30 protein-coding genes are annotated in these 25,454 nt (G+C 70.9%); 16 read left to right on the plus strand and 14 right to left on the minus strand.

Annotated elements, in window-relative coordinates; all coding sequences use genetic code 11:
• Positions 1 to 6: 6 nt before the first annotated feature.
• Genes AB0N07_RS15945 through AB0N07_RS15975 form a run of 7 tightly spaced genes read left to right on the plus strand, consistent with a single transcriptional unit; the run spans position 7 to position 3,693 of the window.
• A complete protein-coding gene (locus AB0N07_RS15945) occupies positions 7 to 270 on the plus strand; it encodes a gas vesicle protein GvpG (protein ID WP_365835232.1) in 264 nt (87 codons plus the stop codon).
• Positions 267 to 1,004: a DNA primase gene (locus AB0N07_RS15950; protein WP_365835234.1), complete on the plus strand. Its 738-nt coding sequence runs from the start codon at positions 267 to 269 to the stop codon at positions 1,002 to 1,004. Before AB0N07_RS15945 ends, AB0N07_RS15950 begins: the two co-directional genes overlap by 4 nt.
• Positions 1,004 to 2,116: an SRPBCC family protein gene (locus AB0N07_RS15955; RefSeq protein ID WP_365835236.1), complete on the plus strand. Its 1,113-nt coding sequence runs from the start codon at positions 1,004 to 1,006 to the stop codon at positions 2,114 to 2,116. The genes AB0N07_RS15950 and AB0N07_RS15955 overlap by 1 nt, the downstream gene beginning before the upstream one ends.
• Positions 2,113 to 2,463, plus strand: a complete 351-nt coding sequence (locus tag AB0N07_RS15960; RefSeq protein ID WP_365835238.1) for a gas vesicle protein — start codon at positions 2,113 to 2,115, stop codon at positions 2,461 to 2,463. The genes AB0N07_RS15955 and AB0N07_RS15960 overlap by 4 nt, the downstream gene beginning before the upstream one ends.
• On the plus strand, positions 2,460 to 3,227 hold the full coding sequence (locus AB0N07_RS15965; protein WP_365835240.1) for a GvpL/GvpF family gas vesicle protein: 768 nt from the start codon (positions 2,460 to 2,462) through the stop codon (positions 3,225 to 3,227). Before AB0N07_RS15960 ends, AB0N07_RS15965 begins: the two co-directional genes overlap by 4 nt.
• Entirely contained in the window at positions 3,224 to 3,412 is a 189-nt protein-coding gene (locus AB0N07_RS15970) for a gas vesicle protein (RefSeq protein ID WP_030936857.1), read from the plus strand. Before AB0N07_RS15965 ends, AB0N07_RS15970 begins: the two co-directional genes overlap by 4 nt.
• On the plus strand, positions 3,409 to 3,693 hold the full coding sequence (locus AB0N07_RS15975; protein ID WP_365835242.1) for a gas vesicle protein K: 285 nt from the start codon (positions 3,409 to 3,411) through the stop codon (positions 3,691 to 3,693). The genes AB0N07_RS15970 and AB0N07_RS15975 overlap by 4 nt, the downstream gene beginning before the upstream one ends.
• On the opposite strand, the gene AB0N07_RS15980 is transcribed toward AB0N07_RS15975, so the two are convergent.
• From AB0N07_RS15980 to AB0N07_RS15990, 3 genes are all read right to left on the minus strand, one after another.
• The gene (locus tag AB0N07_RS15980) at positions 3,694 to 3,864 is read right to left on the minus strand and encodes a hydrophobic protein (RefSeq protein ID WP_365835244.1); all 171 of its coding nucleotides are present in this window, start codon (positions 3,862 to 3,864) and stop codon (positions 3,694 to 3,696) included.
• A gap of 42 nt (positions 3,865 to 3,906) precedes the next feature.
• A complete protein-coding gene (locus AB0N07_RS15985) occupies positions 3,907 to 4,728 on the minus strand; it encodes a class I SAM-dependent methyltransferase (RefSeq protein ID WP_365835246.1) in 822 nt (273 codons plus the stop codon).
• A gap of 98 nt (positions 4,729 to 4,826) precedes the next feature.
• A complete protein-coding gene (locus AB0N07_RS15990) occupies positions 4,827 to 6,320 on the minus strand; it encodes a phosphatase PAP2 family protein (RefSeq protein WP_365835248.1) in 1,494 nt (497 codons plus the stop codon).
• Positions 6,321 to 6,390: 70 nt separating this feature from the next.
• Here AB0N07_RS15990 and AB0N07_RS15995 point away from each other — a divergent pair, with 70 nt between their 5' ends.
• Positions 6,391 to 7,047: a histidine phosphatase family protein gene (locus AB0N07_RS15995; RefSeq protein WP_365835250.1), complete on the plus strand. Its 657-nt coding sequence runs from the start codon at positions 6,391 to 6,393 to the stop codon at positions 7,045 to 7,047.
• A 42-nt stretch (positions 7,048 to 7,089) separates the two neighbouring features.
• Positions 7,090 to 8,709: an ATP-binding cassette domain-containing protein gene (locus tag AB0N07_RS16000; protein WP_365835252.1), complete on the plus strand. Its 1,620-nt coding sequence runs from the start codon at positions 7,090 to 7,092 to the stop codon at positions 8,707 to 8,709.
• Between the two features lie 114 nt (positions 8,710 to 8,823).
• On the opposite strand, the gene AB0N07_RS16005 is transcribed toward AB0N07_RS16000, so the two are convergent.
• On the minus strand, positions 8,824 to 9,939 hold the full coding sequence (locus AB0N07_RS16005) for a Vms1/Ankzf1 family peptidyl-tRNA hydrolase (RefSeq protein ID WP_365835254.1): 1,116 nt from the start codon (positions 9,937 to 9,939) through the stop codon (positions 8,824 to 8,826).
• Between the two features lie 53 nt (positions 9,940 to 9,992).
• Between AB0N07_RS16005 and AB0N07_RS16010 the strand changes: the two genes are divergently transcribed.
• Positions 9,993 to 10,265 (plus strand): DUF6158 family protein, encoded by a 273-nt coding sequence (locus AB0N07_RS16010; protein ID WP_099932466.1) that lies wholly within the window; start codon positions 9,993 to 9,995, stop codon positions 10,263 to 10,265.
• Positions 10,266 to 10,279: 14 nt separating this feature from the next.
• Here AB0N07_RS16010 and AB0N07_RS16015 read toward each other — a convergent pair whose 3' ends face one another.
• The 5 genes from AB0N07_RS16015 to AB0N07_RS16035 form a co-directional block, all read right to left on the minus strand.
• A complete protein-coding gene (locus AB0N07_RS16015; RefSeq protein ID WP_365835256.1) occupies positions 10,280 to 12,385 on the minus strand; it encodes a catalase in 2,106 nt (701 codons plus the stop codon).
• A complete protein-coding gene (locus tag AB0N07_RS16020; protein ID WP_365835258.1) occupies positions 12,385 to 12,927 on the minus strand; it encodes a type 1 glutamine amidotransferase domain-containing protein in 543 nt (180 codons plus the stop codon). Before AB0N07_RS16020 ends, AB0N07_RS16015 begins: the two co-directional genes overlap by 1 nt.
• A 6-nt stretch (positions 12,928 to 12,933) precedes the next feature.
• Positions 12,934 to 13,626: a diguanylate cyclase gene (locus AB0N07_RS16025; protein WP_365835260.1), complete on the minus strand. Its 693-nt coding sequence runs from the start codon at positions 13,624 to 13,626 to the stop codon at positions 12,934 to 12,936.
• Positions 13,623 to 14,063: a CBS domain-containing protein gene (locus tag AB0N07_RS16030; protein WP_365835262.1), complete on the minus strand. Its 441-nt coding sequence runs from the start codon at positions 14,061 to 14,063 to the stop codon at positions 13,623 to 13,625. The genes AB0N07_RS16025 and AB0N07_RS16030 overlap by 4 nt, the downstream gene beginning before the upstream one ends.
• A 137-nt stretch (positions 14,064 to 14,200) precedes the next feature.
• Complete coding sequence (locus AB0N07_RS16035) at positions 14,201 to 14,593, minus strand: DUF2795 domain-containing protein (RefSeq protein ID WP_365835264.1); 393 nt, start codon at positions 14,591 to 14,593, stop codon at positions 14,201 to 14,203.
• 127 nt (positions 14,594 to 14,720) lie between these two features.
• On the opposite strand from AB0N07_RS16035, the gene AB0N07_RS16040 reads away from it, so the two are divergent.
• Complete coding sequence (locus AB0N07_RS16040) at positions 14,721 to 14,981, plus strand: hypothetical protein (protein WP_365835266.1); 261 nt, start codon at positions 14,721 to 14,723, stop codon at positions 14,979 to 14,981.
• A gap of 3 nt (positions 14,982 to 14,984) precedes the next feature.
• On the opposite strand, the gene AB0N07_RS16045 is transcribed toward AB0N07_RS16040, so the two are convergent.
• Together AB0N07_RS16045 and AB0N07_RS16050 are read right to left on the minus strand one after the other, a co-directional pair.
• Complete coding sequence (locus tag AB0N07_RS16045; protein ID WP_365835268.1) at positions 14,985 to 15,863, minus strand: LLM class flavin-dependent oxidoreductase; 879 nt, start codon at positions 15,861 to 15,863, stop codon at positions 14,985 to 14,987.
• 76 nt (positions 15,864 to 15,939) lie between these two features.
• On the minus strand, positions 15,940 to 16,881 hold the full coding sequence (locus AB0N07_RS16050) for an amidohydrolase family protein (protein ID WP_365835270.1): 942 nt from the start codon (positions 16,879 to 16,881) through the stop codon (positions 15,940 to 15,942).
• A gap of 75 nt (positions 16,882 to 16,956) precedes the next feature.
• Here AB0N07_RS16050 and AB0N07_RS16055 point away from each other — a divergent pair, with 75 nt between their 5' ends.
• Entirely contained in the window at positions 16,957 to 17,430 is a 474-nt protein-coding gene (locus AB0N07_RS16055) for a MarR family transcriptional regulator (protein WP_365835272.1), read from the plus strand.
• Positions 17,431 to 17,838: 408 nt separating this feature from the next.
• On the opposite strand, the gene AB0N07_RS16060 is transcribed toward AB0N07_RS16055, so the two are convergent.
• Genes AB0N07_RS16060 through AB0N07_RS16070 form a run of 3 tightly spaced genes read right to left on the minus strand, consistent with a single transcriptional unit; the run spans position 17,839 to position 20,453 of the window.
• The gene (locus tag AB0N07_RS16060; protein WP_365835274.1) at positions 17,839 to 19,032 is read right to left on the minus strand and encodes an NAD(P)/FAD-dependent oxidoreductase; all 1,194 of its coding nucleotides are present in this window, start codon (positions 19,030 to 19,032) and stop codon (positions 17,839 to 17,841) included.
• The gene (locus AB0N07_RS16065) at positions 19,029 to 19,226 is read right to left on the minus strand and encodes a ferredoxin (protein WP_365835276.1); all 198 of its coding nucleotides are present in this window, start codon (positions 19,224 to 19,226) and stop codon (positions 19,029 to 19,031) included. Before AB0N07_RS16065 ends, AB0N07_RS16060 begins: the two co-directional genes overlap by 4 nt.
• A 42-nt stretch (positions 19,227 to 19,268) precedes the next feature.
• Complete coding sequence (locus AB0N07_RS16070) at positions 19,269 to 20,453, minus strand: cytochrome P450 (protein ID WP_365835279.1); 1,185 nt, start codon at positions 20,451 to 20,453, stop codon at positions 19,269 to 19,271.
• 309 nt (positions 20,454 to 20,762) lie between these two features.
• Here AB0N07_RS16070 and AB0N07_RS16075 point away from each other — a divergent pair, with 309 nt between their 5' ends.
• From AB0N07_RS16075 to AB0N07_RS16090, 4 genes are read left to right on the plus strand one after another with little or no spacing between them, the layout of a single operon-like run.
• Positions 20,763 to 21,596 (plus strand): alpha/beta hydrolase, encoded by an 834-nt coding sequence (locus tag AB0N07_RS16075; protein WP_365835281.1) that lies wholly within the window; start codon positions 20,763 to 20,765, stop codon positions 21,594 to 21,596.
• A 19-nt stretch (positions 21,597 to 21,615) separates the two neighbouring features.
• On the plus strand, positions 21,616 to 22,521 hold the full coding sequence (locus AB0N07_RS16080; protein ID WP_365835283.1) for an alpha/beta hydrolase: 906 nt from the start codon (positions 21,616 to 21,618) through the stop codon (positions 22,519 to 22,521).
• Positions 22,518 to 24,104, plus strand: a complete 1,587-nt coding sequence (locus AB0N07_RS16085; RefSeq protein ID WP_365835285.1) for an FAD-dependent oxidoreductase — start codon at positions 22,518 to 22,520, stop codon at positions 24,102 to 24,104. Before AB0N07_RS16080 ends, AB0N07_RS16085 begins: the two co-directional genes overlap by 4 nt.
• Complete coding sequence (locus tag AB0N07_RS16090) at positions 24,101 to 25,426, plus strand: amidohydrolase family protein (protein ID WP_365835287.1); 1,326 nt, start codon at positions 24,101 to 24,103, stop codon at positions 25,424 to 25,426. Before AB0N07_RS16085 ends, AB0N07_RS16090 begins: the two co-directional genes overlap by 4 nt.
• The last annotated feature ends 28 nt before the right edge of the window (positions 25,427 to 25,454 follow it).

Here is a 25,454-nt window from a genome sequence, read left to right on the forward strand (position 1 = left end):
GCCGCCGTGGGACTGATCAAGGAGCTGGTCCTGTTGCCCTTCGCGCCGGTGCGCGGCAGCGGGTGGGTGATCGGACAGGTGCTGCACGAGGCGGAACGGATCTATTACGACCCCGCCACCGTCAGGGCGGAACTCGCCCGGCTCGAGGAGCAACTGGAGGCGGGCGAGATCGACGAGGAGGAGTTCGACCGACAGGAGGACGAGCTTCTCGACCGGCTGGACATCGGTCTGCGCGGCGGCGCGGCCACGGGCAACGGGACGACACGATGAATCGAGTGGGGCTGGGCCTCGCAGTAGGGGCCGGATACGTCCTCGGACGTACGAAGAAGATGAAAATGGCGTTCGCCGTCGGCAGCCTGGTGGCCGGCAAGCGGATGAATCTGAGCCCGCGGGCGCTCGCGGACCTGGTGTCCCAGCAGCTGCACAACAATCCGCAGCTCAAGGAGATCGGTGACCAGCTGCGCGAGGACCTGCGCGGTGTCGGCAAGGCGGCCTCGGGCGCCATGGTGGAGCGGCAGATGGACGCCCTCGCCGACCGCCTCCACGGACGTACCGCACAGGTCCGCGACCAGCTCTCGGGCGCGACGGACCGGGCGAAGGGCCTCCTCGACGACGAGGAGGAGGACGAGGCTCCGGAGGAGGACGAGAACGAGGAGTCCGGCGAGGCTGAGGACGAGGACTCGCGGGACGAGTACGACGACGAGGAGCCGGCGGACGAGGAGCGGGACGCCGACGAGCCGGAGGGCGAGGAGGAGCCTCCTTCCGACGAGGCCGAAGGCCGTCCGGCGCGCAAGTCCGCGAAGAAGGCCGCCAAGAAGGCCCCGGCCAAGAAGACGGCCGCGAAGCGCTCTCCGGCGAAGAAGGCGCCGGCCAAGAAGGCCGCGTCGAAGCAGACGACGGCGAAGAAGTCCGCCGCCAAGAGGACGGCCGCCCGCAAGGCGGCACCCGCCAGGGGCGGGTCCGGCCACACCCGGGCCCGCCGGCCGAAGGGAGGCGGTGAGTGATGACCGAGACTCTCGGCTCCGCGACCTCCGCCGCGCGCGGTGCGAAGGACGCGACCGGCCCACTGACCGACGTGGCCCACAGCGAGGCCGCCGACCGGCTCAAGGCCGAAGTGCAGGAGTACCTGGCCGCACAGGCCACCCGGCTGCTGGCCGGCTTCGGCCGCAAGCTCGGCGAGACCACCGGCAAGCTGAACGACATCGCCGAGGGGAACAGCCCGGGCTTCGCCAAGCTCGCGCTCGACGGCGGCCGCAAGCTCGCCGAGGGCAAGGGCCCCCTGCGCGCCGCGCTGGAGACCGGCGCCGGCCGGGCCAAGGACAACGTGGTCGAGGCATTCAAGAACCTCGGCGGCGGCAAGGGGAAGCGCAAGGGCGGGGCCGGCAAGAAGCCGACGGTCATCATCGAGTCCGTCGACGTCGGCGTCCCCAGGCGCACCGCCTACGACCAGTGGACCCAGTACCAGGACTTCAGCACCTTCGCGAAGGGCGTCAAGAGCGCGAACCGCGCCGACGACACCCAGTCCGACTGGCAGCTCAAGGTCTTCTGGTCCAACCGCAGCTGGAAGGCGAAGACCACCGAGCAGGTGCCGGACGAGAAGATCTCCTGGACCTCGGAGGGCGCCAAGGGCACCACCAAGGGGGTCGTCTCCTTCCACCGGCTCGACGACAACCTCACCCGCATCCTGCTGGTCATCGAGTACTACCCCACGGGCCTGTTCGAGAAGACAGGCAACATCTGGCGCGCCCAGGGCCGCAGGGCCCGGCTCGATCTCAAGAACTTCGTCCGGTTCATCACCCTCAAGGGCGAGGCCGAGGACGGCTGGCGCGGCGAGATCAGCGACGGCGAGGTCGTCCGCAGCCACGAGGACGCGGTCGCCGAGGAGGAGAACGGCGAGGAGGAGAACGGCGAGGAGGAGAACGGCGAGTACGAGGAAGAGGACGAGCCCCGAGGGGAGGAAGAGGAGTTCGACGAGGAGGAAGAGGGAGAAGGCGAAGAAGAGCCCGAGGACGAGTACGAGGACGAAGATGACGAGGGCGAGGGCGAGGGCGAGGACGAGTACGAGGAAGAGCAGGAACCCGAGTACGAGCCCGCCCACAGTGGGAGCCGTCGATGACCATGGCCGGCCGGCTGCCCGAGCCCTACGGATCCAACAGCGGCGCCAACCTCGCCGACATCCTGGAGCGCGTGCTCGACAAGGGCATCGTGATCGCCGGTGACATCCGGATCAACCTGCTCGACATCGAACTCCTCACCGTCAAACTCCGCCTGATCGTGGCCTCGGTCGACAAGGCGAAGGAGATGGGCATCGACTGGTGGGAGGACGACCCCGCGTTGTCCTCCGGTGCCCGCCGCAAGGAACTCGCGCGGGAGAACGCCGAGTTGCGCGAGCGACTCGCGCAACTGGAGGACGGCCGGCTCGAAGAGGGCCGTGCCGTGCGCGAAGAGAAGGAGGGCCCATGACCGGACTGCGGTACGTCTACGCCGTCTGCCGTCCCTTCGGCGCCCCGTTGCAGTCCCAGCTGAAAGGCGTGGCGGGTGATCCGCCCAGAGTGCTCACCCACCACGGCCTGATAGCCGTGGTCAGTCATGTGCCGGAGCGGGACTTCGCGGAGGAGCCGCTCCGCAGGCGTCTGGAGGACCTGGACTGGCTGACGGAGACGGCGCGGGCCCATCAGAGCGTGATCGACGCGCTCACCGTCGTCACCACTCCGCTGCCGCTGCGGCTCGGGACCGTCTTCCGGGACGACAGCGGTGTCCGCGTGATGATGGAGGCGCGCGAAGAGGACTTCCGGCGCACCCTCGACCGGCTGGAGGGTCGGGTGGAATGGGGCGTCAAGGTGTACGCCGAACCCCAGCCGGAGGATTCCGGCGCGCCTGCGCAGAAGGCGGCCTCGGGCCGTGACTATCTGCGACAGCGGCGCATGAGCGTCCGCGCGAGCGAGGACATGTGGGAGCAGACCGAGGAGTTCGCCGAGCACCTGCACGCGGCGCTTTCCGCGTACGCCGACGACTCCCGATTGCATGCCCCACAGAATCCAGCCCTGTCCGGGGTCGCCGGCCGGAATGTTCTCAACGCCGCCTATCTGGTGTCCCGCCGTGATTCCGAGGAATTCGTGGAGCTGGTGGACCGGAGCAAGGACGAAACAAAGCTGAACAGTCCGGCGATACGAGTCGAACTCACCGGCCCCTGGGCCGCCTATTCCTTTGCGGGGGATGAGTCGTGACAGTTGTCGAACGTCGTGAGATCGCCCTGGTGGACCTGCTGGACCGGCTGCTCGCCGGCGGGGTCGTCATCACGGGGGACATCACCCTGCGCATCGCGGACGTCGACCTGGTGCGCATCGACCTGAACGCTCTGATCAGCTCGGTCAACGAGCAGGTACCGTCACCCTGGGGGGAGCTGACATGACCCGGCACAGCAACCGGCTGGACCTCGAACCCGACACCGTCGAGCGCGACCTCGTCAAACTCGTGCTGACCGTGGTGGAGCTGCTGCGCCAGCTCATGGAGCGCCAGGCGCTGCGCCGCTTCGACACCGGGGACCTCAGCGAGGACCAGGAGGAGCGGATCGGGCTCACACTCATGCTGCTCGACGACCGCATGACCGAACTGCGCGAGCGCTACGGACTGCGGCCCGAGGACCTGAATCTGGACCTCGGGCCGCTCGGACCGTTGCTTCCCAGGAGCTGACTACCAGCGGTACCAGCGCCCCCTGCCCCCGGCCGCTGTTGTGCCGCGCACCAGGAATCCCAGCACCCACAGCACGAGAACCGCCAGCGCAATCCACCAGAGCATCTTCACTGCGAATCCCGCGCCGAAAAGTATCAGTGCGAGAAGCAGTACGAGCAGAACGGCAACCATAATTCGAACCTCCTGTTGTCCGGGTATCCCGGAAATGGAGATTCAGGCGCCTTTTCGGCACAGAATCTCTCCGTGCAGCACACTGAACCAGCCGTCCTCCTGCGCGCCCCACTCCCGCCAGGCCTCCGAGACGGCCCGCAGTTGCTCGCCGGTGGCGTGCCCGCCCTCCGTGGCCCGCTCGGCGTAGGCCGAAGCGAGGGTCCGGTCCGCCCACAGCCCACTCCACCAGGCCCGCTCCTGCGGTGTGGAGAATGTCCACGTGCCGGAGGTGGTGGTGACGTCGCTCAGGCCCGCCTGCAGCGCCCAGGACTTCAGCCGCCGTCCGGCGTCCGGCTCGCCGCCGTTGGCGCGGGCCACCCGGCGGTACAGGTCCAACCAGTCGTCCATCCCCTGGGACGCGGGATACCAGGCCATGGCCGCGTAGTCCGAGTCGCGGACGGCGATGAACCCGCCCGGTTTCGTCACCCGCACCATCTCGCGCAGTGCCTGCACCGGGTCACCGACGTGCTGCAGCACCTGGTGCGCGTGGACCACACAGAACGTGTCGTCGGGGTGGTCCAGGGCGTGTACGTCCGCGACCGCGAAGTCGACGTTCGTCAGGCCCCGTTCGGTGGCCGTGGCCCGGGCCTGGTCCAGGATCCCCGGCGCATGGTCGACGCCGGTGACGTGCCCGTCGGGGACCAGGGCCGCCAGGTCGGCGGTGATGGTGCCCGGGCCGCAGCCGATGTCCAGGATCTTCATGTGGGGCTTCAGTGAACCGAGCAGATACGCCGCGGAGTTGGCGGCGGTCCGCCAGGTGTGGGAGCGCAGCACCGACTCGTGGTGCCCGTGCGTGTAGACGGCGGTCTCCTGCGGCTTCGACATGGCGAACTCCCCTGTTCGACGGCTTGTCGGTACGCATCACCGTACGCCTGCATGTCGAATGATGAGACCCATGTTTTGCCATCTGGACTGACTGGCTGTCAGCTGACGGTCAGGGGGCGGTACACGGTGAGTGCCTCGGGGAGTTTCTCCAGCGTCACTTCGCCCTCCGCCTCGGTGACCTCGCCGTCATGGGCGAGGAGCGTGCCGGGGGCGATGCCCTGCAGGTGCAGCCGGCCCACCTGGACCGCCGCGTGGACGGGGGAGCGGGTCAGCGGGCCCGCCAGGGCGGCCGCGAGCAGTCGCAGCGCGGGGCGGCGGCCGCCGTGCACCACCCGTACGTCGAGCTGACCGTCCGCGAGGTCGAGCCGGCGGCCGGGCGCCAGGCCCATCCGGTGGTAGGTGCCGTTGCCGACGAACAGCAGCCACAGCGGGCGCACCTGGCCGCCGAACTCGGCCTCCAGCGGGTGCCGGCCCGTGCGCAGGACGCGCAGGACCGCAAGGACCCCGGCCGGCCAGCCGCCGATCCGGCCCGACCAGCGTTCCCGCACCCGCACCAGCTCCGGGTAGACGCCCAGGCTGAAGGTGTTGAGGAAGACGCCCTGCTGCTCTCCGCAGACGAACCGGCCGACGTCCACGCGCACCGCCTCGCCCTGCTGGACGGCCCGGCTCAGATCGCGGACGTCCTCGACCCCCAGGTCGTAGGCGAAGTGGTTCAGGGTGCCGCCGGGCAGCACCGCGAGCGGCAGGTCGTGGCGCAGGGCGACCTCGGCGGCCGCGTTCACCGTGCCGTCGCCGCCGCACACGCCGAGCACCCGGGCGTGGGCCGCGGCCTTCTCCAACTCGGCGCGCACGTCGTCCGGTTGGCACTCGACGACCTCGGCGGCCGGCAGGTTGTCCCGCAGGGCGCGCACCCGGTCGGCGGTGCCCGAGCCGTTGTTGGCCACCATCACCAGGCCCTCACCGTCCGGCAGCGCCGCGACCTGGGCGCGCGGCCGGGCGGGCGGGACGAGCTGGGCGCGGGTCGGAACCAGCCCCCGTACGGCGAAGGCGGCGCCCACGCCCAGGACGGCTCCCGCGAGCACGTCGCTCGGGAAGTGCACCCCCGTGTACACGCGGGAGAGCGCCACGGACCAGGCGACCGGGGCCACCGCCGCACCCCAGGCCGGCGACTCCAGTGCGACGCCGGTCGCGAACGCGGCCGCCGACGCGGAGTGCCCGGACGGGAACGAGGTCGTGATCGGCTGCCGCTTCAGCTGCCGCACCAGCGGCACCGTATCCAGCACCGGCCGGGGGCGGCGCACCGAGCGCTTGCCGAGCGTGTTGATCGTCAGGGAGGCCAGGCCGAGCGAGGCGAGACCGCGCGCGGCGGCCCGGCGGGCCCGCGGGGTACGGCTCGCCGCCATGGCGGCGGCCGCCGCGAACCACAGCACACCGTGGTTCGCGCTCCGGCTCAGCCGGGGCAGCACACGCTCGGCGGCCGGCCAGTTCCGCTCGGCGGCGAACTCGAAGAGACGGCAGTCGAGTGCGAGCAGCCGGCTGCGCAGCGGGTGGGGGCCGGGCTTCGGGACGGTGAGGTCGACGTCGGGGCTCATGAGGTGCCGGGTACCCTGAAGTGCCCGTTCCTTGTCTCACGGGCGGTGATCGACCCCCGGAGGGCCCTGTATGCGTCTGCTCCTCATCCGCCATGGTCAGACCCCCTCGAACGTCGATTTCCTGCTCGACACCGCCGTCCCGGGTCCTGGCCTGACCACGCTCGGCGAGCGGCAGGCCGCCGCCCTCCCCGAGGCGCTCGCCGACGAGGACATCGAGGCCGTGTACGCCTCCACCCTGGTCCGTACGCAGCTCACCGCCGCCCCGCTGGCCGCCGCCCGCGGCCTCGACGTCCTGGTCCGCGACGGCATCCGCGAGCTCACCGCGGGCGACCTGGAGATGCTGCCCGGTGACTCCGAGCAGGGCGCCCTCTACATGAAGACCGTGTTCGCGTGGGCGGCCGGCGACACGGAGCTGCGGATGCCGGGCGGCGAGAGCGGCGCCGAGGCGCTCGACCGCTACGACGCCGTCGTCGCCGAGGCCGTACGCAGCGGCGCCGCGACGGTCGCCATGGTCAGCCACGGCGCGGCGATCCGCATGTGGACCGCGGCCCGCGCCGACAACGTCGACGTTCCCTTCGCCGCCGCCCGCCCCCTCGACAACACCGGCGTGGTGATCCTGGAGGGCTCGCCCGCCGACGGCTGGAAGGCCCTGTCGTGGGCGGGCGCCGTGGTGGCCCCGGCGGGCGAGGGCGGACCCGCGGGCCGTCCGCTCGACGAAACCGCATAAGCGTTTGCCGGACGCCCGGCCCGGCCCGCAGAATGCCTCCTCATGGGACATCTGGAAGCCGCGCACCTCGAGTACTACCTCCCCGACGGGAGGGCGCTGCTCGGCGATGTGTCCTTCCGGGTGGGCGAAGGGGCCGTCGTCGCCCTCGTCGGACCGAACGGCGCCGGAAAGACGACCCTGCTGCGGCTGATCTCCGGCGAGCTGAAACCGCACGGCGGAAGCGTCACCGTCAGTGGCGGTCTCGGCGTGATGCGGCAGTTCGTGGGGTCCGTACGGGACGAGACGACCGTGAGGGATCTGCTGGTGTCCGTGGCGCCGCCCCGGATCCGCGAGGCCGCGCAGGCCGTCGACAAGGCCGAGCACGGCATCATGACCGTCGACGACGAGGCGGCCCAGCTGCAGTACGCGCAGGCCCTCGCGGACTGGGCGGAGGCGCGCGGGTACGAGGCGGAGACGCTGTGGGACATGTGCACCACGGCCGCGCTCGGGGTGCCGTACGAGAAGGCGCAGTTCCGGCAGGTGCGCACGCTGTCCGGTGGTGAGCAGAAGCGGCTCGTGCTGGAGGCGCTGCTGCGCGGCACGGACGAGGTGCTGCTGCTGGACGAGCCCGACAACTATCTCGACGTGCCCGGCAAGCGCTGGCTCGAGGAGCGGCTGAAGGAGACCCGCAAGACGGTCCTCTTCGTCTCCCACGACCGCGAACTCCTCGCCCGCGCCGCGGAGAAGATCGTCTCGGTGGAGCCCTCGCCCGCCGGCGCCGACGCCTGGGTGCACGGCGGCGGCTTCGCCACCTACCACGATGCCCGGCGCGAACGCTTCGCCCGCTTCGAGGAGCTGCGCCGCCGCTGGGACGAGAAGCACGCCCAGCTGAAGAAGCTGGTGCTGAGTCTCCGTCAGGCGGCGTCCATCAGCCATGAGTTGGCGTCCCGCTACCAGGCGGCGCAGACCCGGCTGCGCAAGTTCGAGGAGGCGGGCCCGCCCCCGGAGCCGCCGCGCGAGCAGGACATCACGATGCGCCTCAAGGGTGGCCGCACCGGCGTACGGGCCGTCACCTGCAAGGGACTTGAGCTGACCGGTCTGATGCACCCCTTCGACCTGGAGGTCTTCTACGGTGAGCGGGTCGCCGTCCTCGGCTCCAACGGCTCCGGCAAGTCGCACTTCCTGCGGCTGCTGGCCGGCGACGAGGTGGCGCACACGGGGGAGTGGAAGCTCGGGGCGCGGGTCGTGCCCGGGCACTTCGCGCAGACGCACGCCCATCCCGAGCTCCAGGGCCGCAAACTGCTGGACATCCTGTGGGAGGAGCACTCCCAGGACCGCGGTGCGGCGATGTCGCGGCTGCGCCGCTACGAGCTCACGAACCAGGCCGAGCAGACGTTCGATCGCCTGTCCGGGGGACAGCAGGCACGGTTCCAGATCCTGCTCCTCGAACTGGAGGGCGTGACGGCTCTGCTGCTGGACGAGCCGACCGACAACCTGGACCTGGAGTCCGCCGAGGCGCTGCAGGAGGGGCTGGAGGCCTTCGACGGTACGGTGCTGGCGGTCACGCATGACCGCTGGTTTGCTCGGGCCTTCGACCGGTATCTGGTGTTCGGCAGTGACGGGCGTGTGCGGGAGACCGCCGAGCCGGTGTGGGACGAGCGGCGTGTGGAGCGTGTGCGGTAGGTCGTGGCCGGGGTTGCTGGGGGCTCTGCCCCCAGCAACCCGTTCGGCCCTTGAGGGGCCTCGTCCTCAAACGCCGGACGGGCTGGTTGTGCCGGCCGGGGCTGAGAGGTGCCCCTACGTCCAGCGCAACAGGGCGCCCAAGCCTCCGGCCGGGATCTGGCCGCCGCTCGCCTCCGCCGCCGGGCTCACCGACAGGGCCGGGGCGCCCGTCGTCACCGCCGAGCGGATCAGGGCGTCGTCGGCGCGGGCCGGCCAGGAGCGCTGTTCGCCGAGGATCTTCAGGTCCGTGCGGCGGACCGCCAGCTGGTCGGGGTCCTCGCCGATCCACACCTCGCGGTGGGCGTCGGGGCCGTCGGGCCGGATCAGCAGTTCGTCGATGCGGTGCTCGCGGGCGGCCTCGACCAGGGCCGGCACGCCCTCCACGGCACCGGAGCGCCCCTCGGGGCCCGGTTCGCGGGCCGCCAGGAACCGTTCCAGCTCCCGCTCGGCCCGCTGCCTTACGTACGCCGTGCGGGCCTGCTCGACATCCTCGTCGAGCAGCCTGCTGCCGGCGCCGTGCGGGGCCTCGACGGCCATGTCCTGCAGCCGCCGGGGCAGCCGGTCGTGCACCGCCCGCTTCTCCCGCTCCTCACCCACGAGAACCAGCAGGTCGGCGCGGGTCTCCTCCTGACACACGACGAGCGCGTCGGCGATCTCGGCCGCGTTGTGCTCCCAGGTGTTCTCCACCTTCAGCTGGAAGTGCCGCACCGACCAGTCACCCGTGCTCGTACGGTGGACCGGCCACTGCCGCCCGCTGACGGTGCCGGCCTCCTGGCCGCCCAGCGAGGTGCGCAGCTCGAAGTCCGCGCCCTTGCGGTCGATGTACGCCACCACACAGGCCGGGTCCTCACCGGCCAGCTCCAGCAGGGGCGCGGTGTGCGGCAGCGGCGCCCAGTGGGCGCTGTCAAGCTGCGGGGGCCGGGCCAGCGGCGGGTCCAGCACGACCTTGCCGTCGCGGGCGAACAGCGCTCGCCCGTGGGGCTCGGAGGAGTGCTGCAGCCCGTCCAGGCCATCGAGGACGGCCCGGCACGTCGCCTGGTCCGCCCCCTGCCGATCGAGGTCGCGGGCGAGTGCCACGGCCGTGAGATGTCGTTCGTGGGGCGTGTCCTCCGTATGCCGGGACGTGTCGACGTACACGGAGGCCCAGGGGCCCGGATGTTCGTAGAGTGGATGCAGAAAAGCGAGATCCATGGTTCCCTCCCGGATGCCGCTCGGAACTGGTACCGGGCGGGTACCCGGACCGCATGGACGAACACGACGAGCGGGGTGCCACCATGACCGGAGTCGACCCCAGCCGGCTGGACGACCAGCAGCTCATGAAGGAGCTGGAGACGATCCACCGCACGCGCCACGACACGCTGCTGTACGGCTCGACGGACGCGCTGCGGGCCCACAACGATCGCATGGCCCAGCTGGAGGGCGAGTACATGCGCCGCAACCCGCGGCGCATGGTGGCCGCGGGCCGCACCCGTGAAGGCGCACGGGACCGCCGGTGCGGGGAGTCGGCGACTCCCTGAATCACGGCGCCTCCTCAGTGGCGTACCGGCGGCCGGTCCCAATGCCGGTGCGCCGCTATCGCATCGACGAACGCCTGTGCGAACTCGGTGTCCGGGGTGCCCGGTGACGTGTCCGTCACCACGCCCCGGTCGGACACCGTACGCCGGTCCCCGGTGGACAGCCGCAGGCCCTCGGGTTCCAGGGCGGACAGGACGCCCACGCCGGAGCCGAGCGCGCCCACGGGCTTGCCGTGCCGGTACGCGTCCCGCACGAAGCGCAGCGCGTCCGGGGCCTTCGCCGCCGCCGGGGCTCCGTCCTGCCCGCCGGGCAGCAGGACCGCGTCGTACAGCACGGAGGCGACGGTCGGCAGTGCACGGTCGACCACGTACGACTCGCCGTCGGCGCCCCTGACCGTGCCGTCCGTCGGCGCCAGCGCCTCGACGACCGCACCCTCGGCGGCCAGCGCCTCCCGTACGGAGGTCACCTGCTCGGCGTCCACGCCGTCGGTGACGAGGACCGCGATCTGCCGGGTGCGGATCGAGCCGTCGCCGCGCAGCGACTCGAGGCTGAGCGCGGGCGAGGTGAGTTTGTACGTCCCCGGCTCGGCGCCGTCCGGCTCCGGCACCCCGATCCCGCGCGCCACCTCGCGCGCCAACCCGCCGTCCACCTTGGCCAGTTCCTCGACGGTCCGGGCCCGGACGGTCATCGCGCCGACCTTGCCGAGCTCGAACCGGAAGGCCGCCACGATGTGCTGCTTCTCCCACTCCGCCATGCTGTGGAAGAACATCGCGGGCTGGCTGTAGTGGTCCTTGAAGCTCTCGCTGCGCTTTCGGATCTTGGCGCCGTCCACGCGTTCCGCATAGTGCGTGTAGGCGTTCGCGTCCACCCCGGCGTGGGCGGGGCAGCCGCCGCCGAGGGAGTTCGGGAAGTAGTTCGTGCCCTGGTGGATCGCGCTCTGGTGGTAGCCGTCGCGCTGGTTGGTGCGCACGGGTGCCACCGGCCGGTTGACCGGGATCTGCGCGAAGTTGGGGCCGCCCAGGCGGATCAGCTGGGTGTCCAGATAGGAGAAGTTGCGGGCCTGCAGCAGGGGGTCGTTGGTGAAGTCGATGCCCGGGACGACATTTGCCGTGTGGAAGGCGACCTGCTCGGTCTCCGCGAAGAAGTTCTCCGGGTTGCGGTTGAGGACCATCCGGCCGATCGGCCGGACCGGCACCTGCTCCTCCGGGATGATCTTCGTGGCGTCGAGCAGGTCGAAGTCGAAGGCGAACTCGTCCTCCTCAGGCACCAGTTGGACACCAAGTTCCCACTCCGGGTACTCGCCGGCCTCGATCGCGTCCCACAGGTCGCGCCGGTTGAAGTCCGGGTCGCGGCCCTGGCACTCCTGCGCCTCGTCCCACACCAGCGAGTGCACGCCGAGCTTCGGCTTCCAGTGGAACTTCACGAACGTGCCGCGCCCGTCGGCGTTCACGAACCGGAAGGTGTGGACACCGAAGCCCTGCATCATGCGGTAGCTGCGCGGGATCGCCCGGTCCGACATCAGCCACATGATCGCGTGCAGCGTCTCGGGCTGCAGCGACACGAAGTCCCACAGGGTGTCGTGCGCGGAGGCGCCCGTCGGGATGTCGTTGTGCGGTTCCGGCTTCACCGCGTGCACGAAGTCGGGGAACTTGATGCCGTCCTGGATGAAGAAGACCGGGAAGTTGTTCCCGACCAGGTCGTAATTGCCTTCCGACGTGTAGAACTTCGTCGCGAAGCCGCGCACGTCCCGTACGGTGTCCGCCGAGCCGCGCGGCCCCTGCACCGTCGAGAACCGCACGAAGACCGGCGTCTGCACGGAGGGGTCCTGCAGAAAGGCCGCGCGGGTGAACTCCGCGCAGGACTCGTACGGCTCGAAGTAGCCGTACGCGCCCGCGCCCCGCGCGTGCACCACCCGCTCGGGAATGCGCTCGTGATCGAAGTGGGTCAGTTTCTCCCGGAAATGGAAGTCCTCCATCAGCGTGGGACCGCGCTCGCCGGCGGCCAGCGAGTCGTCGGTGTGGTCGACCTCGACGCCCTGGTCGGTGGTGAGCGGCCCGCCCGCCGGGTCGTCGGCGTGGAAGGAGGCGCGCTGCTGCTGCTTCCGGTCGGCGGGGGAGCCCATCAGCCGGCCCCCTCCGCGAACACATGCAGGAAGGCGTCACAGAACGCCTTCAGGTCGTCCGGCTTGCGGCTGGTGACCAGCTTGCCGGTGCCGTTGTCGTCGATCTTCACCTGTTCGTCGACCCAGGTGCCGCCCGCGTTGCGGATGTCGGTCTTCAGGCTCGGCCAGGAGGTCAGCTCACGACCCCGTACGACGTCCGCCTCGACCAGCGTCCACGGGGCGTGGCAGATCGCGGCGACGGGCCGGCCCTGCTCGAAGAAGTCCCGCACGAACGCGACGGCCTTCTCGTCCATGCGCAGGAAGTCGGGATTGGCCACGCCGCCCGGCAGGACCAGTGCGCCGAAGGAGGCGGCCGAGGTCTCGCCCACCACCTCGTCCACGGGGAAGGTGTCCGCCTTGTCGAGGTGGTCGAAGGCCTGGATGCGGCCGGACTCGGTCGACACCAGCACGGGTTCGTGGCCCGCGTCCTTCGCCGCCTGCCACGGTTCGGTGAGCTCGATCTGCTCGACACCCTCGGGTGCGGTCAGGAATGCGATACGCATGATGGTTCAACGTCCTTTCCCAGCACGCCAGTTGGCCTCGTCGGAGGTGGCGCGCTTCTTGTTGCGGCGGCTCGCGCGCACACAGCGCACGAGCTCCTCGCCGTACGGCAGCACCACACAGGTGCCGATCGCGGCGGCGATGCCCGCGAGATAGCCACGGGACAGCGGGCGACGGCGCGGCACCAGACGCCAGGCGTCGGCGCGGCCCGTTCCTCCCCCGCTCTCGGCTTCGCTCGAGCGGGGGGACCCCCATCGCAGCAGTGCCTTGACCTGGTCGGCATGCAGACACATCAGCGCGGACAGCGCGCCGTACGGCAGCGACTCCAGGAAGCTGTGGATGTGCTGCTCCAGCGGGGTGACCTCGCGGTCGCTGCGCACCGCCGTACGCACATCCCACAGTGCGGTCGCCTCATGCACCGCGGCGCCGCCCAACTGCACCGTCAGGAGCAGCGGGTTGACCTCGTAGCGCAAGGTCAGCGCGATGGGGATGCCGACCTCCGCCATCATCAGCGAGTGGATCAACGACTCCTTGGTGCCCGCCGTGTCCTCGATACGGCTGCGCCGGTGCATCACCCAGTCGGCGAGACCGGGCACGAACCAGCCGGGCAGCAGGCCGTACAGCAGATAGCGGGTGGTCACATCACCGACGTCGACGGTGACACCGGTGGCGCTGATCTCGGCGGCCTGGTCCCGGCTCATACGCTGCCCCGGCCGTCCGGCACGGCAAGACTGATCTCGGCGAGCACCGAGTCCGGGTCCTGCACCGCGGCCAGATCACCGAGGCTCACCATCCCGACCGGCAGGCCGTCCTCCACGACCGGCAGCCGGCGGACGGCGTGCGCGCGCATGAGCGCCACGGCGGCCGAGACGGGATCGTCCGGGCCGACCAGCACCGGATCGGGGGTGCACACGGACCGTGCGCTCACCGTCAGCGGATCGACGCCGTCCGCCACCGCCCGCACCGTGATGTCACGATCGGTGAGCACGCCCACGACCTGCTGCCCGTCGGCCACCAGCACATGGCCGATGCCCTGCGACCGCATCAGCTGCGCCGCCTCGACGAGTGACGCGTCCGGGCGGACGGCGACCACGCCCGGTGTCATGACCTCCCTGACGAAATCCGCGCTCGCTGCCATCACTGCGGTCCTTCCTCCGTTCCCGGCCCGTGGCCGTCGTCGGGGTGACGCCGCCCGCAGTACCCCCGGGCCCGGGGCCTATGCGCCACGGCGGACCCTTGTACTCCGGCGGCCGCAGGATCCGGCCGCGTCCGGGTCTACGCCCGTCGCTCCCGGCCACCCCCGGCGAGGGCCTCCGCCAGCTCCTGGACGGTGCTGTACCGCGCCGAGCGGGGCAGCCGCTCCACGGGCTCGATCAGGGCGTCGGGTGCGTACGCCCGCCGCAGTGCCTGGACGAGTTCGCGGGGGCCTGCGGGGAACACGTGGCGGTTCAGGTGCCGGGCCAGTTCCGTGCGGACCGCGGCCAGGGACGCGCGGGAGCGTCCGGGTGCGATCGGACCGCCCGCGACCTCCGGGTCGTCGTCGGCGGTGGGCTCCGGGTCGTGCCATTCCTCGGTCCGCGTGGGGTGCCCGGACCGGAGCAGACCCTGGAGTTCGTGCTTCATCTCTTCGTCGCGGTGGACGCTCAGCCGGTCACTGCCTCGCTGCATGACTCCCTCCAGATCTTCGGGGTGGGCTCCGCGTACCCGAAGACCGGAGGCCGACACAGGGTTTGCGGCCCGAAAGCCGGGAACCCGACACGCGCCCTCCACGCACATCCTCGGGGAGGAATCGGCCATGGCACTGCTTGCCGTGATCATCCCGCTTCTCATGCTCGGCATGGTGCTTGCACTCGGCCGTTACGAGGAGTTCCTGCTGCCCGTGAAGAAGGCCGACCCGAGCGATGACGCCTCGGTCGGCCCACTCGGCGCGACAGTGCCACTCCCGGTCCTGCAGGTCCCGCGACGCCCGGTCCGAGTGGTTGCTTCAGGAACGAGTGCGCTCAGGACCGCGCGCCGCAGGCACCGCCACCGCCCTTCCCCGCCCTCTCCTCGCTGACCCTCAGCCCGGCCGCCCGGCCGCCTTCAGCAGGGCCTCCAACTGCCGCAGCGGCTCCGCGCCGGCGATCCGCAGGACGACCGCGTCCGCGCCGGACGCCGCAAGCTCGCCGATCCGTTCGGCAGCCTGCGCGGCGGGTCCCGCGACGGTGAACACCTCGTTCTGCGGGCGGCCGAGCCAGGCGGCGTGACCCTCGACGTGCGGCTGCAGGGCGCCGGCCACCTCGTCGGCGTCGTCACCGACGGAGGCGAAGGCGAGGACCGTCAGGGTGTGGCCGGGCGCCGCACCGCCCTTGGCCGTCAGCGCACGGGCGTTCTCCAGGTCATCGGGGCCGTGCCCCTCGGTGATCACGGTGCCGTCCGCGACCCGGCCGGACAGTTCGAGGGATCGGGGGCGTACGACACCGGCGACCACCGGCGGCACCTCGGCCGGCGGATGCACCAACTCGACGCCCTCCAGGCGCACTTCACGTCCGGCCAGGTCCACCCGCTGCCCGCGCAGCAGCGTGCGCACCGAAGTGATCGTCTCCTCCAGCAGGGCGAGCGGCGAGCGCGGTGCGACGCCCGCCTGGGCCATCCACTCCCGCACACCGTGTCCGATCCCGGCCACCAGGCGCCCCGGGAACACCCGTGCCAGCGTGGCCAGTTCCATCGCCAGCAGCGCCGGGCTGCGCAGCGGGGCGGGCGCGATGCCGATGCCCACCCGGATGCGCTCCGTCGCTCCCAGGGCGACCGCCGCCGCCGACACTCCGCCGTTCCACCCGAGGTCCTCGACCACCCACAGGTCGTCCACCCCGAGCGCCTCGGCCCGCCGCGCGAACCCGGGCAGCTCTTCCGGCGCCCAGTCGCGGTCGTACATCACACCGATCCGTACATTCGTCATGCCCGGAACCTATGTGCCGGTGACATGCCGATCAACGGGGTTCCCCAGCGGCGGAGTCCGGCTCTTCACGGCCGGGTCAGATCCCGGCCAGACGTGGGAAGAGCGCCTCGGCGCTCGTGCGGTTGATGTCGTCGAGCTGGCCCGGCTTGAAGCCGTCGTAGCCGTCGAGGAGGGAGTCGAGGAGGAGGCCGGACTCTTCCGGGGCGAAGGGGTGGTCGCTGCCGTAGAGGATGTGTCCGGGTGCGGCGAAGGCCAGCAGGGAGGGCAGCGCGGCCGGGGTGGAGGACAGTGCGGTGTCGAAGTGGAAGCGCTGGAGGTCGGTCAGGATGCCCAGGGGTGTGGTGCCGGGGTTGAACTGGGCGCCGGCGGTGAACCGCCAGGCGGCGTACGGCAGGAAGCCGCCGGCGTGCGAGAGGATCACCTTCATCCGGGTGTGCCGGCTCATCACGCCGTTCAGCGTCATGTGGACCGCGGTGCGGGTGGTGTCGTAGGGGAAGTCCAGCAGCGGGCCGGGCATGCCCTCCAGCATGGGCAGCGGCGGTACATCGGGGTGGACGAACACGACCGCCTCGCGGGCGTCGAGTTCGGCCCACAGCGGCTCGTACTCCTTGTCGCCGAGGTAGCGGCCGCGGACGTTGGAGAGCAGCACCACGCCGTCGGCGTGCAGTTCGTCCAGGGCGTACGTCGCCTCGGCGAGGGCTCCGTCGACGTCCGGGAGCGGGAGGCTCGCGAAGAAGCCGAAGCGGTCGGGGCGGTCCCTGGCCAGTTCGGCGGCGTACTCGTTGACCATGCGGGCGATCGCGCGGGCCTCGGGGTCGTCGCCGAAGTGGGTGCCGGGCGCGCTGATCGAGAGGATGCCGGTGGCGATGGAGCGGCGGTCCATCATCGCGAGCGCGCTGTCGGCGTCCCAGGCGGGGATGGGCCAGCCCCCGGCTGTCTCGCCGTGGCGGTCCATCACTGCCCGGTAGGCCGGCGGGATGAGGTGTTGGTGGACGTCGATGCGGTACGGAGAGGTCATGAGTTCTCTCGCCTCCTAATATTTGGGTGACCAATATTTAGGCAGCTAATCATTGCTCTGGTAAGTTACACCTCCATGAGCAAGGAGTACAGGGCCGGCCAGGTCACCGCGGCCGGGGACGTCAGCGCGGAGGAGATGGCACAGGCCGCCGACGCGCTCTTCGTCGCCATGCGCCGGGCCCGCTCGGCGGGCGCCGACCACTACGGCGGACTCTCCCTGGCCCAGGTCGCCCTGCTCGAACCGCTGACCGCGCAGCCGGAGCTGCCGGTGGGCCGGCTGGCGCGCGGCGCGGACGTCAGCGTGCCGACGGCCACGCGGATGCTCCAGCAACTGGAGGCCAAGGGCATCGTGGTGCGGCGCCGGTCGGCGCAGGACGAGCGGCTGGTCCTGGTCGGCCTGACCGCACCGGGCACCGAGCTGCTCGCCACGCTCCGGGAGCGGTTGCGGGAGCGGCAGGCGCGCGCCTACGAGGCGTTCACGGCGGACGAACGTGTCCAACTGGTCACGCTCATGCGCCGGCTCGCGGACTTGGTCTCCGACTCCGACTGACACGAACCCGCCGGGCGGTGGAGGGGGCCGCACGGCGCACGAGTCCCCGCCGGACAGCAGGCCGGCAACGCACCGCGGGCCGGGGGCCGTACCGACCCGGTAATTCTGCGGCTTCGTCGCAGCGCCATCCGCCGCTTACCTGGACAAGCGAGCGGTGTCCGGCCGTCGACTCGCCGGCAAGTGTGAGCCGACCCGCCCTGCGACGACCGCCCGCTCCCGAAGAACCCGCCGGACTGCGCTGGGTCACCGTCCAGTCCGGCGCCCGCCACCACCCCATCTGACCCATGGACCAGGTACGGCAGCCACCGCGACACCGAGGTTCCGGCTGTACGCCGGACCCGGGTGTCGGGCACATTGCTCGTCAACACCGGAGAACCGTTGCCCAGCACCACGAGCGACCAAGGCCTTTCACTTCCTGCATGTCACGTTGTTCGCAGGCTCTGCCGAGCCGGGTCTGCGCGTGGATGTGATGGCCAAGTCCCGCAGCGCGGTGACGGACTTGCGCAGTCCGTAGGCGACCACCGTCGCCGTTCCGTCGGCATGGGTCCAGGTCAGCAGCGCGCGTCCCTCGGCCACGCTGCCCTGCAGCGTCGTCGGTTCGCCGATGAGCGGCAGACGGCCGACGACCTTGACAGCGAGATCGGCGACCTCGGTCCAGAGGTAGTCGTCCTGCGATGGTCCGTCGGGAGGGAGGCCGAGGGCGGAGGCCGCAGCCGTCCTGCCCTGGGCGACGGCGTTTGACCAGAAGGGCGCGCGCCGGTCGGGCCGGGTGCCGTCGCCACGGAGGTAGGTGACGTCACCGGCGGCGAACACGCCGGGCACGGTGGTGGCGCAGGCATCGTCGATGCCGACGCCGAGGCGGTCGGTGAGGCCCGTCCCGGCCAGCCAGTCCACGCAGGGCACCTCTCCGGCGCAGCTCACCACCAGGTCTGCGGTGAGCTCGGTGCCGTCAGGAAGCGCCACGCCGTTCACGGGGTCGCCGATCAGGGCGGCGAAGCCGGTCGCCTGTACGAAGTGGATTCCGTACGCCGAAGCGCGTGCGGTGATCGCGGCGGACAGGTGACCGCCGAGGATGCGCTCCAGCGGCGGGTCGACGTCCACGACGGTGACCGGGATGCCACGGGCGGCACAGGCGCTGGCCACCTCCATACCGAGGAAGCCTGCGCCGACCACGATCGCCGAGCCGGCGTCCACCAGGCGGGCGCGCAGCAAGCGGGCGTCGTCCAGGGTGCGCAGGACGAGTTCGCCCCGCTGCCCGGGGACTGCGAGTCGTCGGGCGTCCGCCCCGGTGGCGACGATCAGCGCGTCGTAGCCGACCTGCCGGCCGTCGGCGGTCGTCACGACGCGGCGCCGGATGTCGGCCCCGACGGCGGCCGAGCGGATGACGTCGATGCCGAGCCCGTCGAGGACCGGCCCCGGGGCGTGGTCGGCGGCCGGATTCTTCAGGAAGGCCTTGGACAGCGGCGGGCGGGAGTAGGCGCCGTGCTCCTCGGCGCCGATGATCGTGACGGGCCCGGTGTGGCCGAGGCTGCGCAGGTGGCGTGCGGCGGTGGTGCCGGCGAGTGACTCGCCGACGACGAGCACCGAGCACGGTGCGGTCACGACAGGACTCGCAGGGCGGCGACCGGGCAGGCGTTGACGGCCGCGCGGGCGGCGGACTGATGCTCGTCCGGGACTTCGGTGCCGTCGAAGTGGTAGGTGAGTTCGGCGTCATCGTCCAGGCTGAAGATGTCGGGAGCCTGGTCGGCGCACAGGCCGTGGCCTTCGCAGCGTGGATGGTCGACGGAGATCTTCATGGTGCGGTCCTCAGCGGTCCTGGAAGGGGGCGTGCGGCGGGGTCAGGCGGGGATGAGTTCGAGGGGCAGGCTTTCGAGGCGGTGGATGACGTTGTTCAGCGCCCACTCAGATGTGCCGACGGGCTCTATGCGGTCGACACGTGCGACCAGGGCGCTGAGCAGTGCGGAGGTCTCCAGGCGGGCCAGGCCCTGGCCGGCGCAGCCGTGGGTGCCTTGTCCGAAGCCGAGTTGGCGGGCGGCGTCGCGGCGGATGTCGAAGGTGTCCGGGTCGTCCCACTCCAGCGGGTCGCGGTTGGCGGAGCCGTAGAGGACCAGCACCCGGGAGCCCTTGGGGAGGGGGACGCCCGCGAGTTCCGTGTCGCGGGCGGCGGTCCGGGAGAAGCCTCGGATCGGCGACTCGTAGCGGACGATCTCGTTGACCGCTCTCGGGACGAGGCCGGGGTCCGCCTTCAGCAGGCGCCACTGTTCGGGGTGGGTGGCGAACAGGTGCAGGGCGCTGGAGATGGCGCTGATCGTGGTGTCCAGGGACGGCGCCAGGTAGTCGATCATCATCGTGGCGCACTCGGCCGGCATGATCCGGCCCTCGTCACAGGCGCGCAGCAGGTCCTGGCCCATGCTGCCGTCCAGGACGGACCGGTCCCGTACGACACCGCGTGCGTAGCGCAGCATGCCGACGGACGCCGGGAGTGTGCGTACCGCCTGGCAGTTGAGCGGGCCCAGCGCGTCGAAGGTGGCGCCGGCCCAGCGCAGCAGGTGCTCGCGGCCCTGCTGGGGCCAGCCGACCAGGTCGGGGACGACGGACATGGGCAGGGCCGTGGCGACCTCGACGGCATCCACCGTCCGGCGGGCGACGGCGGCTGCGACCACGGCGGCGGCCTGTTTCTCGACTGTGTCCTTCATGGTGCGCAGCGCCCTGGGGGTGAGGCGGTGCGCGAGGAGGGAGCGGCGGCGGGCGTGGTCGTCGCCGTCACTGAACAGGGTGGTGCCCTGGCCCACACGGTTGGCGACGGGGTTGAGGGCGACGCCGTCCGAGGAGGCGAAGGTCTCGTCGTCCAGCAGTACCTGCTTGCACTCGGCGTAGCGCGGCAGGGCGTAGACCTTTTGCCTGCTCAGCCAGACCACGGGGCCGAGGTCACGCAGCGCGGCGTAATGCGGATGGGTGTCACGGATGGCCGAGGCCGAGTACAGATCAGCGTGGTAGGCGGGAGGCTTCGTACGCATGGGCATGAACAGCCCTCCTGAAGGAGCCGGGAGAGAGGGGAGTCGGGACGTGCGGGCCCGGGCGCATGCGTGCATTCCCGCGCCCCGTCCCGTGGCGCAGCCCGGTGATGACGCCCACCCGCCGTCCGCTGAAGCAACACGGCGGCACCGACCCCGGCACCCAGCACCGCAAGGCCGACACCAGGTGTCTCCGAGCAACATTGCCGTAATGAGGAAATCATCAAGCCTGATGGAATGATCCGTCAAGGGTCGTGACAGAGAAGCGCGGCGACTTCCACTTGACATGACCGCTATATCGGTAACAGTGTAGCCATTATGAGTACCTGGTCTGAGCCCCAGCCCGATTCCCGGTTCGTCGAGGTGGACGGCCTGCGGATCCACTACAAGCGTGCTGGGCACGGCCCGGCACTCGTGCTGCTGCACGGCAGTGCCTCATCCCTGCAGCACTTCGACCGCGCGACGGATCTGCTGTCGGATTCGTTCGATGTCATCCGTCCCGACCTGCCGGCGTTCGGACTGACCGGCCCACGCAACGACCGCGACTACCGCATCCCGGCGTACGCCGCGACGGTGGCGGGCTTCCTGGAGGCGCTGGGCGTGCCGCGCTACGCGTTGGCCGGCAATTCCCTGGGCGGCAACATCGCCTGGAACCTCGCGCTGGATCAGCCGGAGCGGCTGACCGGCCTGGTACTGGTCAATGCCACCGGCTACCCGGAGAAGACGGTGCCCGCGGGGATGCGTCTGACCCGCAACCCGCTGGTGCGGCCCCTGCTGAGGCGGGTGATGCCGCGCGGGGCCATCGAGCGCAACCTGCGCGAGGCCGTCGGGCCGTATTCGCAGATCGTCGACGACGCCATGGTGGACCGCGCCCATCAGCTCATGAGCCGCCCCGGCAACCGCTCGGCCTTCGTCGACTTCTGCAACACCGACCAGCCGGACCGCAGCGGGCAGATCCCCCGCATCACGGTGCCCACGCTGGTGCTGCGCAGCGTGAGCATCGACGGCCAGCACTTCACCCGCGACATCCCCGGCGCCCAGGAGCTCGTCCACCCCCACGGCGGACATCTGCTGCCGGAGGAGGAACCGCAGTGGGTCGCGGACGCGATCGCGAAGTTCCTCGGCTCCTGGGCCGACACTTCCGCGAACTGAGGGCAAGGAGGCCCGTTCCATGAAGTACTTCGTCGCCCCGGGCGAGGACCGCAAGCTCACCGCCGACTCGCGCAAGGCGCTGCGCGGCAGTTTCATCGAGCTGTCCGACGGCGTCACCCACTACGAGTTGACGGGGCCCGAGGGCGGGGATGTGGTCCTGATGGCGGGCGGTCTGACCGTCCCGCTGTCCTACTGGGACGGCCTCGTCGGCGAGCTGCACGCCCGCGGGCTGCGCACTCTGACCTGCAGCGCCTACGGCCGCGGCTACTCCGACCGGGTACAGGCGCGATACGACGAGACGCTGTTCGCGCGGCAGCTGGCCGAGCTGACGGACCGGCTCGGCCTGACGGCGCGGCCCCTGCACCTGGTCGGCACCTCCATGGGCGCGCTGGTCAGCATGACGTACGCCGCCCAGTACCGCGCGTCCGTATCCACCCTCACCATCGTGGGCCCTGCCGGTCTTGCGAAACCCCGCCCGACCTCGCCCCACCGGCTGCTGCGCAACGACCGGCTGGCCGGCCTCATCGCCCGGCGGCGCGGTCGGCAGATACTTCAAGGGCACCTGGGGCATAACGTCCGCGACCCCGAGCTCGGCGCGAAGGTGACCGAGATGGTTCTCGACGCGTTCCGCTTCGAGGGCTCGCTGTACGCGGTCTTCGACACCCTGCAGCACCTGCCTCTCACCGGCCGTGACGACCTCTTCCGGCGGACGGGGGCACTGGGCATTCCGACGCTGCTGCTGTGGGGCGACGAGGACGACGTCACGCCACTGGTGCACTTCGACACGGCACGCGCCCTACTGAAGCCTCAGAAACATCATGTAATCACCAAATGTGGGCATATGGCTCCATTCGAACGGCCTTGCGACGTCGCTGATCAGCTCGTCCCGTTCGTGTCCGCACGCACCGAAAGGCTCGACTCGTGACCCGTCCGCAGGCCGTCGACGTACTGATCATCGGTGCCGGCCCATCTGGCTCCGCCTTGGCGATCGACCTCGTACGCCGCGGACTCGACATCCGGATCATCGACAAATCCCTCCACGCTTTCGAGGGCTCGCGCGCCAAGGGCATCCAGCCCCGCAGCCTCGAAGTCCTCGAGGACCTCGGCGCTCTCGACGACGTGCTGGCCGGCGGCGACATCTATCCCAAGCTCGGGATCCATGCAGGACCCATCGGTGTGCCGTGGAAGATGTTCCCCCACAAAGAGGCAACCCCGGACGTCCCGTACCCGAACACCTGGCTGATCCCGCAGTTCCGCACGGACCGCGCCCTGCACGCCCGGCTCGGTGAGCTCGGCCGCGAGGTCGAGTTCGGCAAGGAACTGACCGCGCTGACGCAGGACGAGGACGCGGTGGTCGCCAAGGTCGTGGGCGCGGACGGGGCCGAGGAGATCATCGCCCGCTATGCCGTGGGGGCCGACGGCGGCTCCAGTGCGGTGCGCAAGCAGCTCGACATAGGTTTCGTGGGGACGACGGACGAGTCCGACCGCGTGCTGATCGTGGATGCCTCCGTAAGTGGCCTGGCCCGCAACCGGTGGCACATGTGGCCCGGCCTCGGCGGCAAGCTCATCGCCGCCTGCCCGCTGCCCCACAGCGACATGTTCCAGTGGATGATCCGGCTCACGCCCGACGAGAACCCGCCCCAGCAGATCGGCGCCATCATCGACCGGATCCACTCCCACACCCGCAACCGGCACATCCAGCTGCACGAGATCCACTGGACGTCGGTGTTCCGGCCGAACATCCGTCTTGCGGAGCACTACGGCCGCGGACGGGTCTTCCTCGTCGGCGACGCGGCGCACGTCCACACCCCGGCCGGTGCCCAGGGCCTGAACACCGGTATGCAGGACGGCTACAACCTCGGCTGGAAGCTCGGACAGGTCCTCGCCGGAGCCGACCCGGCCCTGCTCGCCACCTACGAGGCCGAGCGGCAGCCGATCGCCGCCGGGGTCCTGGGCCTGTCCACGGATAAATGGGGCGGCATCGCCAAGCTCGACCCCTCCAGCATGAAGCGCGGCAAGGACGAGCAGCAGCTCGCCCTCACCTACTACGGCGGCCCACTCGCCCCCGCCGACCGCGACAGCAGCGACACCAGCACGCTGCACGTGGGCGACCGCGCCCCGGACGCCCGACTGCTCGGGGCCGACGGCGCCGAGACCCGCCTGTTCAACCTCTTCCAGGGACCGCACTTCACCGCCATCGCCTACGGCCCCCGCGCCGCCCGGGACCTCGAACTCCTCAACTGGCCGACGACGGGCGCCCGGCTGAAGCGGCTCACCGTCGGGCCGCCCGAGGGCTTCTCCGACCCCGAGAACACGCTGCGCAGCGCCTACGGCCTGACTGGCGACACTCTGCTGCTGATCCGTCCCGACGGCTACATCGGGCACATCGCCACTCGGGATTTCCTCACCACCACACAAGCCGCCGCGCGGGCAATGTCGCCCCGGGCAAGGAGCCGCACCATGTCCCAGCCGAGCCACACCACCCCCGGTTCGGGGGCCACTGAATGAGCCGCATACTGCTGCGTGGGGCGCAGGTCATCACGATGGCGCCGGACCGGCCGGACGCCGAGCAGGTCGACATCCTCGTCGACGGTGAGAACATCGCAGCCGTCGGCGAAGCCATCGAGGCGCCCGACGCCGAGGTCGTCGACTTCTCCGGCCGCATCCTCATCCCCGGTCTGGTCAACGCCCATCTGCACACCTGGCAGACCGCGCTGCGCTCCGCGGGCGCCGACTGGACGCTTATGCAGTACCTCACCCACCTGCACGGCGAGTGCGTCGGGCACTACACCCCGGCCGACATGCACATCAGCAATCTCGCCGGCGCCCTGAACCAGCTCAACTGCGGTACCACCACCCTCGGCGACTGGTGTCACAACGTCCTGTCGCCCGAACACGCCGACGCGGCCGTCGAGGGACTGCTCCAGGCCGGGATCCGCGCCGTCTTCCTGCACGGCACGCCCTACCGCGCGCCGGACACACCCCACCCGCTCGCCGAGATCGACCGGTTGCTCGACGGCCCCGTCCGTGACCAGGCCCTCCTCACCCTGGGCATGGCTCTGCAAGGGCCGCAGTATTCCTCGCCGGAGACCGCGGTGGCCGACTTCCAGGCCGGCGCGGAACGCGGCCTCGTCGTCTCGATGCACCAGAGCGGCGGAGAACCCTCAGCCGGCTGGGAAGCCGTACGCGACGCCGGACTGTTCAGCCCCCTGACCAACATCGTGCACGGGATCGACCTGCCCGAGGACTGGCTGAAGACGCTCCTCGAAGCGGGCGTCACCTTCACCACCACCCCGGAGAACGAACTGGGCCAGGGACACGGCACACCCATCACCGGATCCCTGCTGAGCCTGGACGCGGCACCCTCCCTGGGCACCGACATCGACACCGCCGTACCCGGATCGGTCCTCACCGCCGCCCGGATCGCCCTGGCCCACCAGCGCAGCCTGGACCATGCCCACCACCGGCAGACGACCGGCATGTACGCCAACACACCGTCTGTCACCAGCAAACAGGCGCTTGCCTGGGCCACGGTCGAAGGAGCGAAGGCACTGGGCCTGGCAGACAAGGTGGGCCGGATCGAGGCCGGTATGCAGGCCGACCTGGTCGCCATCGACGCCCGGGCGCTCAACCTGTGGCCCGCGCACGACCCCATCGCCACGGCTCTGCACGCCGACATCGCCAACATCGAAGCCGTGATGGTCGCCGGCACCTGGCGCAAACGCGATCACGTCCTGCTCGCATCCGGCCTTGACGAGGTCAAGGACCAGCTGCGCGAGTCCGGAGAGCGGCTGCTGCGCAGCATCAGGCCCGCGGGCTCTCCCGGCTGACATACCGCAACGGCCCCGACGCATGGAC

This window comes from Streptomyces sp. NPDC051172 (genome assembly GCF_040682555.1).
Lineage (GTDB): Bacteria > Actinomycetota > Actinomycetes > Streptomycetales > Streptomycetaceae > Streptomyces.

Excerpts from the sequence above, each read along its gene's own strand:
- AB0N07_RS16035 (WP_365835264.1), bottom strand. The coding sequence starts at position 14,593 with ATGCAGCGAGGCAGTGACCGGCTGAGCGTCCACCGCGACGAAGAGATG.
- AB0N07_RS15980 (WP_365835244.1), bottom strand. The coding sequence starts at position 3,864 with ATGGTTGCCGTTCTGCTCGTACTGCTTCTCGCACTGATACTTTTCGGC.
- AB0N07_RS16020 (WP_365835258.1), bottom strand. The coding sequence starts at position 12,927 with ATGCGTATCGCATTCCTGACCGCACCCGAGGGTGTCGAGCAGATCGAG.
- AB0N07_RS16005 (WP_365835254.1), bottom strand. The coding sequence starts at position 9,939 with ATGGATCTCGCTTTTCTGCATCCACTCTACGAACATCCGGGCCCCTGG.
- AB0N07_RS16030 (WP_365835262.1), bottom strand. The coding sequence starts at position 14,063 with ATGGCAGCGAGCGCGGATTTCGTCAGGGAGGTCATGACACCGGGCGTG.
- AB0N07_RS16015 (WP_365835256.1), bottom strand. The coding sequence starts at position 12,385 with ATGGGCTCCCCCGCCGACCGGAAGCAGCAGCAGCGCGCCTCCTTCCAC.
- AB0N07_RS15950 (WP_365835234.1), top strand. The coding sequence starts at position 267 with ATGAATCGAGTGGGGCTGGGCCTCGCAGTAGGGGCCGGATACGTCCTC.
- AB0N07_RS16050 (WP_365835270.1), bottom strand. The coding sequence starts at position 16,881 with ATGACCTCTCCGTACCGCATCGACGTCCACCAACACCTCATCCCGCCG.
- AB0N07_RS15985 (WP_365835246.1), bottom strand. The coding sequence starts at position 4,728 with ATGTCGAAGCCGCAGGAGACCGCCGTCTACACGCACGGGCACCACGAG.
- AB0N07_RS15960 (WP_365835238.1), top strand. The coding sequence starts at position 2,113 with ATGACCATGGCCGGCCGGCTGCCCGAGCCCTACGGATCCAACAGCGGC.
- AB0N07_RS15975 (WP_365835242.1), top strand. The coding sequence starts at position 3,409 with ATGACCCGGCACAGCAACCGGCTGGACCTCGAACCCGACACCGTCGAG.
- AB0N07_RS16075 (WP_365835281.1), top strand. The coding sequence starts at position 20,763 with ATGAGTACCTGGTCTGAGCCCCAGCCCGATTCCCGGTTCGTCGAGGTG.
- AB0N07_RS16090 (WP_365835287.1), top strand. The coding sequence starts at position 24,101 with ATGAGCCGCATACTGCTGCGTGGGGCGCAGGTCATCACGATGGCGCCG.
- AB0N07_RS16045 (WP_365835268.1), bottom strand. The coding sequence starts at position 15,863 with ATGACGAATGTACGGATCGGTGTGATGTACGACCGCGACTGGGCGCCG.
- AB0N07_RS16055 (WP_365835272.1), top strand. The coding sequence starts at position 16,957 with ATGAGCAAGGAGTACAGGGCCGGCCAGGTCACCGCGGCCGGGGACGTC.
- AB0N07_RS16000 (WP_365835252.1), top strand. The coding sequence starts at position 7,090 with ATGGGACATCTGGAAGCCGCGCACCTCGAGTACTACCTCCCCGACGGG.
- AB0N07_RS15995 (WP_365835250.1), top strand. The coding sequence starts at position 6,391 with ATGCGTCTGCTCCTCATCCGCCATGGTCAGACCCCCTCGAACGTCGAT.
- AB0N07_RS16070 (WP_365835279.1), bottom strand. The coding sequence starts at position 20,453 with ATGCCCATGCGTACGAAGCCTCCCGCCTACCACGCTGATCTGTACTCG.
- AB0N07_RS16040 (WP_365835266.1), top strand. The coding sequence starts at position 14,721 with ATGGCACTGCTTGCCGTGATCATCCCGCTTCTCATGCTCGGCATGGTG.
- AB0N07_RS16065 (WP_365835276.1), bottom strand. The coding sequence starts at position 19,226 with ATGAAGATCTCCGTCGACCATCCACGCTGCGAAGGCCACGGCCTGTGC.
- AB0N07_RS15965 (WP_365835240.1), top strand. The coding sequence starts at position 2,460 with ATGACCGGACTGCGGTACGTCTACGCCGTCTGCCGTCCCTTCGGCGCC.
- AB0N07_RS16025 (WP_365835260.1), bottom strand. The coding sequence starts at position 13,626 with ATGAGCCGGGACCAGGCCGCCGAGATCAGCGCCACCGGTGTCACCGTC.
- AB0N07_RS16080 (WP_365835283.1), top strand. The coding sequence starts at position 21,616 with ATGAAGTACTTCGTCGCCCCGGGCGAGGACCGCAAGCTCACCGCCGAC.
- AB0N07_RS15955 (WP_365835236.1), top strand. The coding sequence starts at position 1,004 with ATGACCGAGACTCTCGGCTCCGCGACCTCCGCCGCGCGCGGTGCGAAG.
- AB0N07_RS15990 (WP_365835248.1), bottom strand. The coding sequence starts at position 6,320 with ATGAGCCCCGACGTCGACCTCACCGTCCCGAAGCCCGGCCCCCACCCG.
- AB0N07_RS16010 (WP_099932466.1), top strand. The coding sequence starts at position 9,993 with ATGGACGAACACGACGAGCGGGGTGCCACCATGACCGGAGTCGACCCC.